At 68.9% G+C, this 11,586-nt stretch carries 12 protein-coding genes; 3 read left to right on the forward strand and 9 right to left on the reverse strand.

Annotation, left to right across the window (positions count from 1 at the left end; all coding sequences use genetic code 11):
* Positions 1–268 precede the first annotated feature (268 nt).
* The gene (locus ADL01_RS12750) at positions 269–1,039 is read left to right on the forward strand and encodes an ECF subfamily RNA polymerase sigma factor, BldN family (protein WP_053742071.1); all 771 of its coding nucleotides are present in this window, start codon (positions 269–271) and stop codon (positions 1,037–1,039) included.
* Positions 1,040–1,406: 367 nt separating this feature from the next.
* Complete coding sequence (locus ADL01_RS12755) at positions 1,407–2,726, forward strand: DUF5667 domain-containing protein (protein ID WP_053742072.1); 1,320 nt, start codon at positions 1,407–1,409, stop codon at positions 2,724–2,726.
* An 81-nt stretch (positions 2,727–2,807) separates the two neighbouring features.
* Here the strand turns inward: ADL01_RS12755 and ADL01_RS12760 are convergent, their stop codons facing one another.
* The 5 genes from ADL01_RS12760 to ADL01_RS12775 all read right to left on the reverse strand — a co-directional run bounded on the left by ADL01_RS12760 (position 2,808) and on the right by ADL01_RS12775 (position 6,771).
* Positions 2,808–3,914 carry a lysophospholipid acyltransferase family protein gene (locus ADL01_RS12760; RefSeq protein ID WP_053742073.1) on the reverse strand — a complete coding sequence of 369 codons (1,107 nt, stop codon included), beginning with the start codon at positions 3,912–3,914 and terminating at the stop codon, positions 2,808–2,810.
* Between the two features lie 48 nt (positions 3,915–3,962).
* Positions 3,963–5,048, reverse strand: a complete 1,086-nt coding sequence (locus ADL01_RS12765) for an NAD-dependent epimerase/dehydratase family protein (RefSeq protein WP_053742074.1) — start codon at positions 5,046–5,048, stop codon at positions 3,963–3,965.
* Between the two features lie 241 nt (positions 5,049–5,289).
* Positions 5,290–5,388: a 30S ribosomal protein bS22 gene (locus ADL01_RS41830; protein ID WP_003948845.1), complete on the reverse strand. Its 99-nt coding sequence runs from the start codon at positions 5,386–5,388 to the stop codon at positions 5,290–5,292.
* 224 nt (positions 5,389–5,612) lie between these two features.
* Positions 5,613–5,825 (reverse strand): helix-turn-helix domain-containing protein, encoded by a 213-nt coding sequence (locus ADL01_RS12770; RefSeq protein ID WP_004984898.1) that lies wholly within the window; start codon positions 5,823–5,825, stop codon positions 5,613–5,615.
* Between the two features lie 130 nt (positions 5,826–5,955).
* Complete coding sequence (locus tag ADL01_RS12775; protein ID WP_053742080.1) at positions 5,956–6,771, reverse strand: phosphatase; 816 nt, start codon at positions 6,769–6,771, stop codon at positions 5,956–5,958.
* Between the two features lie 218 nt (positions 6,772–6,989).
* Between ADL01_RS12775 and ADL01_RS12780 the strand changes: the two genes are divergently transcribed.
* On the forward strand, positions 6,990–7,421 hold the full coding sequence (locus tag ADL01_RS12780) for a hypothetical protein (protein ID WP_053742075.1): 432 nt from the start codon (positions 6,990–6,992) through the stop codon (positions 7,419–7,421).
* 103 nt (positions 7,422–7,524) lie between these two features.
* Here ADL01_RS12780 and ADL01_RS12785 read toward each other — a convergent pair whose 3' ends face one another.
* From ADL01_RS12785 to ADL01_RS12800, 4 genes are all read right to left on the reverse strand, one after another.
* On the reverse strand, positions 7,525–8,700 hold the full coding sequence (locus ADL01_RS12785; protein ID WP_053742076.1) for an acetoin utilization protein AcuC: 1,176 nt from the start codon (positions 8,698–8,700) through the stop codon (positions 7,525–7,527).
* The gene (locus tag ADL01_RS12790; RefSeq protein WP_053742077.1) at positions 8,651–9,895 is read right to left on the reverse strand and encodes an MFS transporter; all 1,245 of its coding nucleotides are present in this window, start codon (positions 9,893–9,895) and stop codon (positions 8,651–8,653) included. The genes ADL01_RS12785 and ADL01_RS12790 overlap by 50 nt, the downstream gene beginning before the upstream one ends.
* A 96-nt stretch (positions 9,896–9,991) precedes the next feature.
* Positions 9,992–10,732 (reverse strand): VC0807 family protein, encoded by a 741-nt coding sequence (locus tag ADL01_RS12795; RefSeq protein ID WP_053742078.1) that lies wholly within the window; start codon positions 10,730–10,732, stop codon positions 9,992–9,994.
* A 92-nt stretch (positions 10,733–10,824) separates the two neighbouring features.
* Positions 10,825–11,469 (reverse strand): HAD family hydrolase, encoded by a 645-nt coding sequence (locus ADL01_RS12800; protein WP_053742079.1) that lies wholly within the window; start codon positions 11,467–11,469, stop codon positions 10,825–10,827.
* Positions 11,470–11,586: the final 117 nt, after the last annotated feature.

Raw genomic sequence — 11,586 nt, forward strand, 5'->3', positions numbered from 1 at the left:
CACCAGCCCCGCCCCCCACACACAGCCACAACACGCCCCGAGCGGAGCTCAACCCGCCCCCAACCGATCAAGAACCTGTCACATTGCGGCACTTCAACGAGCACCAATAGGTGACAGAAGCGACGTAATCGATGATTTGAGCAACCGGGTGTAGCAGGGCCTGCACGAAGCGTTATTCTCCTCAGACGCAAACCGGTACCCCTCCGTCGCTACGACGGGTGAAAGGTCCCGCACTGCACGTGATGGAAGCTCTGCCTCTGGGAGTCCCGTGTACCCACACGTCGGGGTTGACGCCTCGGGCCTGGCTACGCTGCGCGCAACGGTCCTAGACCTGTTGCGCGGCTTCGTCCCCACCGCGTACGCCACCCCCGCATTCGCCACCGCCGCACCACTCGGCCCGTGCTACGCGCTGGCCGACGGCACCGCCGCGGTCGGCAGACGAGGGCGCGCGGCCGGCGCCGCCACCCCTCGCCGCCCCGCCGCGGACAGTGACAGCGCCCGCATGATGGACCTCGTCGAGCGAGCACAGGCCGGCGAGGCCGACGCCTTCGGCCGCCTTTACGACCAGTACAGCGACACCGTGTACCGGTACATCTACTACCGAGTGGGAGGAAAGGCCACCGCGGAGGACCTGACGAGCGAGACGTTCCTGCGCGCCCTGCGCCGCATCGGAACCTTCACCTGGCAGGGCCGCGACTTCGGCGCGTGGCTCGTCACCATCGCCCGCAACCTGGTCGCCGACCACTTCAAGTCCAGCCGTTTCCGGCTCGAAGTGACCACGGGCGAGATGCTGGACGCCAACGAGGTCGAGCGCTCACCGGAGGACTCCGTCCTGGAGTCCCTCTCGAACGCCGCTCTCCTCGACGCCGTGAAGCGCCTCAACCCCCAGCAGCAGGAGTGCGTGACGCTGCGCTTCCTCCAGGGGCTGTCCGTCGCCGAGACCGCGCGCGTGATGGGCAAGAACGAGGGCGCCATCAAGACCCTCCAGTACCGCGCCGTCCGTACCCTCGCCCGGCTCCTCCCGGAAGACGCGCGCTGAGCACCGTACGAGGTACTCCGCGCACACCCCCGCACCGCACCGGGCTCCCGCACCCCGGCCCCCGCCCCATCGGCTTCCGCCCAGCCGACTTCCGCCCACCGAATTCCGCTCAACCGGCGTCCGCCCGCCCGGAATTCGCACACTCAGCGACCGCCAACTCACCTTCGGTGAAAGTCCGTTGAGTTCGCGGTCGGATCATCCGCCGTCCGTAACCCAAGTGCCGCGCCACTCGTTGTGCGGGATACAGGCTCCCTGTGGTCACTCCCCGGCCGTCTTCGATCATCCGATCGAGTGGATGCGGTCAGGGTTGTGCAACCCTCAGGACCCCCTGGGGAGCCGACCGTCATGACGAGAGGAGGTGCCGCCAGTGATCGCGAACGTTTCGGCGCACCGGCGGGCGAACGCCTTCGCCCAAGCCCTGGAGGAGCTGTCCGACCGGGACTCGGCGGCCGAGCAGCCCGAAGGACAGGCACCGGACCCTGCCCCACAGCCGCCCCCGGCTGCCACGGGACAGGCCGACCACCAGGCGGATCCCCGGGCGGAACGGACCGAATCAGGCCGCATGGTGGCCCTCGCGACCGGCCTCGGCGAGCTGCCGAAGCCGGTACTCGACCCCGCGGTCAAGGTCGTCCACCGGGCCCAGCTGGTGGCCGCGATGGAGGCCATGCTGCGGGACGGCACGGTGCCGGGAAGCGGGGCGGCGAACACTTCGGTGCCCGAGCAGCGCTCCCGGGCGAAGGGCGTTCACCGGGCGAGCGGACTGGGAAAGTTGCGACCCCGTACACGACTGACGAAGGGTCTCGCCGCCGGCGGGCTCAGCGTGGGCGTGGCGGCCGGAGCTTTCGGCGGTGTCGCCGCCGCCAGCTCCGACGCCCTGCCGGGTGACTCGCTGTACGGCCTCAAGCGCGGCATCGAGGACGTCAAGCTCAACTACCTGGCCGCCGGCGACAACGAACGGGGCCGGGTCTACCTGGACCAGGCCTCGACACGGCTCAGCGAGGCGCGTCGGCTGATGGAGCGCGACCGCGCCGGCCAGCTCGACCACGAGTCACTGGGCGAGATCCGCCGCACTCTGTCCGGTATGCGGCACGACGCCTCGGAGGGACACCGCCTGCTGCACGAGGCGTATCGGCACGATCCGGACTCCCTGAGCCCCATCCAGGCTCTGGACGCCTTCTCCCGTTCCCACCGCGAGGCGTGGGGCGCCCTGCGCGAGCGCCTCCCGGTGCAACTCGGGGACGTGAGTCAGGAAGTGTCGTCGGTCTTCGACGCCATAGACGAAGAGGTCGCCCCGCTCCAGTCCCTGCTTCCGAAGCCTCCCTCCAGGAGCAGCGGAGGCGGCGGCGGACACGGTGGTGGCGGAGGCCCACGGCAGAGCTCCGGACCGGCGTCGGGCACGAGTTCGTCCGGTGCCGACCGGTCGGCCGCGCCCAGCGACACCGGCGGCGACGCGGTCGGCGGGCGGCACGAGTCCAGCAGCGGCCACCCCAAGCCGTCCGCCTCGGGCACCAGCAGCGACGGCCTGCTCGGCGGCAACACCGGCGGCCTCCTCGACCCGCCCCCGGCCAGCGGCACGGCGTCCCCGTCGCCGACCACCGCGTCGAGCGCGGAACCGGACGTCACCCTCCCGCCGCTCCTGCCGGGCCTGCTGCCCGGCCTGGGCATCGACGGCGAGGACGCGAACTAGCGCGGTCGGCGGTACGACGGTCGGGGGCGCCCTTCTTGGTGGAGGGCGCCCCCAACCATGTACGCCACGAGCCCACGTACGTCAGAAGAACACCGATCGCCGCTGCACCAGCAGCTTGTACAGGGTGTGCTGGATCTGCTCCCTGACCTGGTCCGTCAGGTTGAACATCAGCATCGGGTCCTCGGCCGCCTCCGGCGGATAGTGGTCCGTGCGGATCGGCTCGCCGAACTGGATCGTCCACTTCGTGGGCAGCGGGATCGCGCCCAGCGGGCCCAGCCACGGGAAGGTCGGGGTGATCGGGAAGTACGGGATGCCGAGCACCCGGGCCAGCGTCTTGGCGTTGCCGATCATCGGGTAGATCTCCTCCGCCCCGACGATCGAGCACGGGATGATCGGCGCGCCCTGCCGCAGTGCCGTCGACACGAAGCCGCCGCGCCCGAAGCGCTGCAACTTGTACCGGTCGCTGAACGGCTTGCCGATGCCCTTGAAGCCCTCCGGCATCACGCCGACCAGTTCGCCGCGCTCCAGGAGCCGTTCCGCGTCCTCGGCGCAGGCCAGGGTGTGACCGGCCTTGCGGGCCAGCTCGTTGACCACCGGCAGCATGAAGACCAGGTCCGCCGCGAGCAGCCGCAGATGCCGGCCCGCCGGATGGTTGTCGTGCACGCCGACCTGCATCATCAGGCCGTCCAGCGGCAGCGTCCCGGAGTGGTTGGCGACGATCAGGGCGCCGCCCTCGGCCGGGATGTTCTCGATGCCCTTGACCTCGACCCGGAAGTACTTGTCGTACAGCGGGCGTACCAGCGACATCAGGACCTGGTCGGTGAGCTCGGCGTCGTAGCCGAACTCGTCGACCTCGTAGTCCCCGGTGAGCCGGCGCCGCAGGAAGGACAGGCCACCCGCGACACGCCGCTCCAGGCTGCCCACGGCGCCGCCGTGCGGGGTGGGCGACAGGGCAGGGTGTCCGGGCTGGTCCTGGGGCTGCTGGGGCTCCTGGGGCGGCTGTTGCTCTCGTGTCACCTGGACATCATCCTGCGGGCGGGCTCGTCCCGGCAGGGGCTGGACCTCGTGAACCACGGTCGGTTCGCCCTTGCGCCTGCTGCTCCCCGCGCTCCGGCGGCGTGACGGTCGCGACGCGGCGCCCGCGCGGGACCTGTCGTCGTCGAAGGGAATGACCTTGGCATCCGCCATCGTTGATGCGCTCCTCGGTTGGCGCTCTGCGTCGGTGGGCTGTGTCCGTCAGGTCGCTCGGGCGGCTGTCCCGGTCGCTGTGCCCTTACGGCCACCGCCCGCGAAGGGTACGAAGGGCAGCGCGGCGACGCGGTCGACGACCCCCGCGACAGCGGCCGGCGGCAGCAGCCCGGGACCGCGGACGCGCGCGAAGTCCTCGAACGTCTCGGCGGTCGTGAACTTCGGCTGGTAGCCCAGTGTCTCGCGCATCTGGTGGGTCGCCACGACCCGGCCGTGCGTGAGCAACCGGATCTGCTCGGGCGAGAAGTCCGTCATACCCAGCGTACGCACCAGCGAGCCGGCCCAGGTGACGGCGGGCAGCAGCAGCGGCACGGTGGGACGTCCGAGCCGCCGGGAGCACTGCGACAGCAGCAGGACTCCGTCGCCGGCGATGTTGAACGTGCCGCTGTTGAGCGTTCCGCGTTCCGGCTCGTGCGCGGCGATGCGCAGGACCTCGATCACGTCGTTCTCGTGCACGAACTGGAGCCGGGGGTCGTAGCCGAACACGGTCGGCAGGACCGGCATCCCGAAGTACTGGGCGAGCGGCGAGTCAGCGGTCGGCCCCAGGATGTTGGCGAAGCGCAGCACGGCGACGGCGACGTCGGGCCGGCGCCGCGCGAACCCCCGTACATACCCCTCGACCTCCACCGCGTCCTTCGCGAAGCCGCCGCTGGGCAGCGACTTGGGCGAGGTGGTCTCGGTGAAGACCGCCGGATCGCGGGGCGCGGACCCGTACACGTTCGTACTGGACTTCACGACCAGCCGCTTCACGGCGGGCGACTTCTGGCAGGCACCCAGCAACTGCATGGTGCCGATGACGTTGGTCTCCTTGACCGTGACGCGGCTGCCACTGCCCAGCGCTATCCCCGTCACGTCCAGGTGCACGACCGTGTCGGCGTTCGTCTCGGCGAGCACCCGCGCGATGGTGGGCTGCCGGATGTCGGCCTGGATGAAGTCGGCGCCGCCCAGATGGTGCTCGGGCGGAACCGCGTCCACGGCGATGACCCGGTCCACCTGGGGGTCACGCTGGATCCGTCGTACGAATCGGCCCCCCAGCTGACGGGCCACCCCGGTAACAAGCACGACCTTGCCCAAGATCAGTGCCTTCCTTCCAGCCGCGTTTCCCGTGTGGAGCCCAACCTAGCGGGTTGTTGTTGCGCTGTGATGACCGCCCGATGCGTGACGTCACGAACACTCCATATGCATCCGTATGCACAAGCTAATACGACTGTGGCCCCCCGCCGGAAACCGGTGGGGGGCCACAGTCTTGACACTCACGCTCGCGCTCTCGCGGCGTCGCGCAGGAGCAGCGGTCCCGATCTCTCGATCGGACCGACTACTTCTTGTTGCGACGCTGGACGCGCGTGCGCTTCAGCAGCTTGCGGTGCTTCTTCTTGGCCATCCGCTTGCGCCGCTTCTTGATAACAGAGCCCACGACTACCCTCGCTCACTTCTCATCACTCGGCGTTGGGCGCCATGGGCCCATACGACCTACAAGGGGCCAGCCTACCCGTCCGAGCGCTGAGGTCGTAATCGAGGGCGATCGAGGAGATCAGAGGGGATCGGACGAGATCGGATGAGATCAGATGAGGACCTGGTGAAGCCCTGATGGCCCCCAACCATCCTCAACCGTCCGCGACCCGTCCCCCTCGACCGCCGTCAGGCTGTCTCCACCCCCACATAGCTCTCGCGAAGGTACTCGTGAACCGCTTGCTCCGGGACGCGGAACGAACGTCCCACCCGGATCGCGGGCAGATGACCGCTGTGCACCAACCGGTACACGGTCATCTTCGACACTCGCATCACCGAGGCGACTTCCGCCACGGTTAGGAACTGAACCTCGTTCAGAGGCCTCTCGCCAGCTGCAGCCATGACACACCTGAACCTTCCGCACTCGACTGGCCACCGGCTTCCCCTTCCGGTGACTCTTCGTCGCTGCGTGCTCACTCCCCAATGTAGGGGCGGGTGATGCGAGTGGGGAAGAGGTGCACCCATCGGCGGCCTACTGTGACAGACACGCTCGATTGAGTACGTAGCGGGTAATCGGCCGGTAGTAATCAGACCGCACAGCATCATCAAGCGGAACGACGACGGACACGCGCCCCTCGGCCTCTCCGACGAAGAGTGCGGGATCGTCCGTATCGGCCAACCCGATGGCCTCGAACCCCAGTTGACCTGCACCGCAGACCCATCCGTGGTCCCCGATCACCAGCTCCGGGAGCGTCCCGCCGGCCTCGGTGGCAGCGCTCAGAACGGTCCGAACGGGGAGGGGCGAGTGCGTGTGCGCGCCGGGCTCACGCCCGGCGGCCCGAGCACCTGGTTCCCGTACGAGCGCGACACCCCGTACGTAGTCGAGGTTGTGCGTGCGTAGACCGAACCGGGTCGTTATGTCGACAGAGCTACCCTGCGCCAAGGTGAGAACATCACATCCCGCCGCCGACAAAGCGTCCGCCAACGCGGCGTAGAAACCGAGCAGTCGGTGCGGGTGACCGGTGCCCAGGAGTACGGGAACCCGGCGCCGGGCGGCTGCGGAGAGTCGCTCGGCGAAGGCGTCGAGGGCCGCGAGTGTCCGATCCGGATCGATCACATCGCGTCCGGAGGTGCACCGCGGGTCGGCCGAGACCCCGCACCTGTCGGCCATCAACCCGATCAGATCCCGCTGCCGCCAGGTCCACTCGGGATCGAGTCCGATCAGCACCCGGGGATCACGGGCGGCGAACAGCCGATAACTCCGCAGACTCTCCTCCCGCGAGGTGGCCACGGATCCGGCGAGACGGGCGGCCAGGAGATGGGCGCGCAACGCCCCGGCACTCAACACGTCAACGATGGTGGCGCAGTCACCCGCCCCGGATGCCCAATATGCGGGGAACACCCCACAGTTGGCGTAATCGCAGGGCCCTCACTCACGGCCGCCGTGACACTGGTGACACTCATGACAGAACAGTGACGAGACACCCAGAACCTTTCCGGCGGTCCTCCCGTCTCAGAACATGTGCGCACCGAGCGCCAGTTGACCGTCATCACAGGGGGAACACCATGAAGCTGACCCGTCGTCGAAGCACCACCACCGCCGCTCTCGCGTCCGTCACCGCTCTCGCCGCCCTCGGCGGCCTGTTCGCCACCGCGGCGCCGGCGTCCGCCGCAACCTCGAGGGCCGAGACCCTCTGCGGCCCCGGCTACAAGACCGCCGCCACCACGGCGGTCGGCACCGTCGGCCGGATCTACGTCACGTGGAGCGAGGCCGAGGGCAAGACCTGCGCGGTGACCCTCCGCAACGCGACCGGCCCCCGCACCCAGATCCGCATCGAGCTCAATGTCATCGCCGACCACGAGACCACCTCGGTCCAGGACGCCGACAGGTACCTCAGCTACGCGGGCCCCGTGTACTACCCCTCCCGTGGCTACTGCGTCCAGTGGTTCGGCGCGATCAACGGCGTCCAGGCGTCCGGCACGGGCGTCTGCAACTGACGTCGGCGCGCGTCCCGCACAGGAGCCGACTCACGCACCCAGCCCGAGACCGGGGCTGGGTGCCTGGGTCGGCTCCCCGCACCACACCCACACCCGGCGTCGCCTACGCCAGCAACCCCCGCAACGGGAAAACCGCCTTGCGCGCCGCGATGACCGCCTGGTCCAACCGGTCGGCGGGGTCGTACCCCGACTCCCAGTCGGCGTAGGCCACCGGCCACCGCCCGTCCGTCATCCGCGCCGGCGCCAACTGCCGCGTACGCGCGAACACTTCCTGCCGCCATCCCTCCGGGATCACGGCCGTGGGCTCGACGGCCCGCCCCGCCGCGATCGCCACCAGGTGCGTCCACGACCGCGGTACGACCTCCACCACCGCATATCCGCCCCCGCCCAGGGCGACCCACTTCCCGTCGGCATACTCGTGCGCGAGGTCGTGACAGGCGACCTGCACCGCCCGCTGCGCGTCCAACGACACGGCGAGATGCGCGAGCGGATCCTCGAAGTGGGTGTCGGCCCCGTGCTGGGTGACCAGCACCTGCGGCCGGAAGTCGGCGATCAGCTCGGGCACGACCGCGTGAAAGGCCCGCAGCCACCCGGCGTCCCCGGTCCCGGCCGGCAACGCGACATTGACGGCGCTCCCCTCGGCGGGACCCTTCGCCCCCGTCTCCTCGGGCCACCCGGTCTGCGGGAACAGGGTGCGCGGATGCTCGTGCAGCGAGATCGTCAGAACCCGCGGGTCCTCCCAGAACGCGGCCTGGACGCCGTCCCCGTGATGCACGTCCACATCCACATAGGCGACCCGCTCGGCCCCCAGCTCCAGCAGCCGTGCGATGGCCAACGAGGCGTCGTTGTAGATACAGAACCCGGACGCGCCCCCGGGCATCGCGTGATGCAGGCCGCCCGCGAAGTTGACGGCGTGCAGCGCTTCCCCGCGCCACACGGCCTCGGCGGCCCCCACCGACTGCCCGGCGATCAACGCGGACACCTCGTGCATCCCGGCGAAGGCGGGATCGTCGACGGTCCCCAGCCCGTACGCCGTGTCGGCCGCCCCCGGATCGGCGGACGCGGCCTTGACCGCGTCGATGTAGTCCTCCCGGTGCACGAGCCGCAGCGTCGACTCCCCGGCGGGCTTCGCCGAGACCACGTCCACTTCCCGGTCGAGCCCGAAGGCGTCGACAAGACGCCGGGTCAGGGCGAGCCGGACCGGATCCATCGGGTGATCCGGGCCGAAGTCATAGCCCGTTACTGCCTCGTCCCACATCAGCTGTGCGCGGCCGCTCATGCCCGTCACCGTATCGGGCATGTCCCGGATCGAACGACCCCGCATACCTGAGCGTCACCAGGACCAACACCATCGGAACGAGCATCGCCCCACGGTAGTTCCACAGATCACCCAAAGCCCCCACCAGGGGCGAACCGATCAAGAAACCCACATAGTTGAAGATGTTGAGCCGCGCCACGGCCGCATCCGAAGCCCCGGGGAACAACCGCCCGGCGGCGGCGAAGGTCTGCGGAACGATCACACACAACCCGAGCCCCAGCAGCGTGAACCCGAGCATCCCGACCCACGCCCCGGGCGCCACGGCCACCACACCGAACCCGAGCGCCGCCACCAACGCCCCCGCCCGTACGACGGCCACGGCACCGAACCTCCGCACCCCCACGTCCCCGATGGCCCGCCCGACGAGCGTGGTCACCATGTACACGTTGTACGGGACGGTGGCCAGCTGCTCCGAACTCCCGAGAACGTCCTGCAGATACTTCGCGCTCCAGTTGGAGACGGTCGAGTCCCCGATATAGGCGAAGGTCATCACCAGACACAGCGGCAACAGCATCCTGAAAACAAGAGAGCCCGAACCGGACACGTCACCCGGCACACCCGACACCGAGTCTGCCACCCCCTCTGCCCCACCCCCGTCCCTCGCGTCGACGTACCACCGGCCACCGACCACCACGGCCGGCAACAGCACAGCCACCATCGGCAGATAGGACACGAACAGGGCGAGATGCCAGTGCGCCCCGACCCACGCCAGCGAGGCCCCGACAATCCCACCAAGACTGAACGCCGCGTGGAACCCGAGCATGATGCTGCGCCCGTACGCCCGCTGCAGACTTACCCCGAGCATGTTCATCGAGGCGTCGAGCCCACCGACGGCCAGCCCGAACACCCCCAGTGCCAGCGCCACTTCGGCCACCTGATCCCCGGCACCGACACCGAGCAGCGCCAGGAGCACGACGGGCTGCGACCACCTCAGTACGAGACTGGGGGGCACCCGCTTGACCACATGCTCGGCGCACACACTGCCGACCCCGGCCAGCACCGGCACGGCGGCGAGGAAGAGGGGCAGCATCGCGTCGGAGATGCCGTACCGGTCCTGGATGGCCGGGATCCGCGTCACGAGCAGCGCGAAGGCGGCGCCCTGAGCAAAGAAGCTGAACGCCAGCGAGGCTCTGCCGCGCCGCAGGACATCTGTCATGGCGGTGAGCGTAGAACCCCGGGCCTACTCGTGGGTAGATCATACGAAGATGAATTCTGCTCACTTTTGCCCTCGCCCCCGCGAGAACGACCCCGGTCAGCAACCCGGAGCAACTGCCTGAGAACCCTCAGTACGCGCCCCCGTAGAGGCGTCGCCATCCCGACGCAGGGCGACCTCCTCACGAAGCATCCCCTTCATCGGCTCGACGGCAAGCGCCCCGCCCACGAGAACGGCCGTCACCATCGCCCCGACCATCATGACGGTGCCGAGCCAAACCATGGTGCCGACGGAGAGGACGTACACACCCACGATCCGCGCGACGCACTCCCCCAGCAGAGCCACACCCCACACCAGCGAGAAGGTACGCTCGGCCCGCCGAAACCGCGGGGACCCACCGACCAGCCGCTCCCAGGCGGCGGCGCGCTCGACATCCCCCTTGATGACGAAGGGTTTCATCCCCTCGGTCATCATCGGCCGCCCCAGCCGGACCGACACCAGCACCCCGATCCCGACGGCACTGCTGACCCCGCTGTCCTTCACCAGCATCAGCCGCGCGTCCCCGGCGACAAAACTGAGCAGCACCCCGACGACGTTCACCACGAGGATGAGCGCGGCCATCGCGTTGACCGTCCGCCCTCGCACCACACTCCACCCGGTCCGCACCGCGGGGACAGCACTGCTCCACCCGAGCGCGGCAACGGCACTCATCCCGAGTCCGTTCCTCAACAGGTAGTACGACCCGACAGGCACCGCCACGTCGAGGAGCAACGGCACGAAACTCCGGAGCGGGGAGGGCGAGTTCGTCGTCGTACCCGGCACAGCCACAGTTGTTGTCATGCCTCAAGCCTGGCGGTCACCCCCACCCCACCGACAGAACCGATCGTCCAGACCCGGAGATGACATTTGTCAGCCGCTCCCCATGCCCGACCTCAAACAAGCAGCTCAGCCAACTCACCCATGCTGCCGAAGAGTTGGGTGGCCCCGACCAGCCGCTCGGCGGGAGTCATCGCGGTGAACCCGAGGACGTCCATCCCGGCCGCGACACCGGCCCGCACCCCCAACGGACTGTCCTCCACCACGACACACCTCTCGGCCGCCACCCCCATCCGCTCCGCCGCATAAAGAAACAGATCAGGCGCCGGCTTCCCCCGCCCCACATCCTGCGCACTGAAAACCCGTCCACCGTCGAACCACCTCGCAAGCCCGGTAGCCCGATGCCCCACCCGGATCCGGTCATGGCTCCCGGAGGAAGCCACGCAGTACGGCACTCCGTCAGCAGCCAACTTCTCCAGTACGCCAACCACACCGGCCACGGGCTCCAACTCCCGCTCGAAGGCAGCGAACACCCGCGCGTGAAAGACGTCATCGAAGTCGTCCGGCAACCGCCGCCCACTCCGCTCCTCCACCAGATCGTGTACGCGGTGCATGGCGGCCCCCATGTAGTCGCGCACGGAGTCCTCGTACGAGGTGGGATGCCCGAGCTCGGTGAGATAGGCGGCCAGCAGAGTGTTGGAGATCGACTCACTGTCGACGAGAACACCGTCGTTGTCGAAGATGACGAGGTCATAGCGCATACCTGGACCCTAAACACAAAAAAGCACGCAAAAAAGCCCCGTACCGGTAACCCGGTACGGGGCTTCTCGTAATATTTGTTCGGCGGCGTCCTACTCTCCCACAGGGTCCCCCCTGCA

It is taken from the genome of Streptomyces sp. NRRL WC-3618, from assembly GCF_001280005.1.
In the GTDB taxonomy this organism is placed as follows: Bacteria; Actinomycetota; Actinomycetes; order Streptomycetales; family Streptomycetaceae; genus Streptomyces.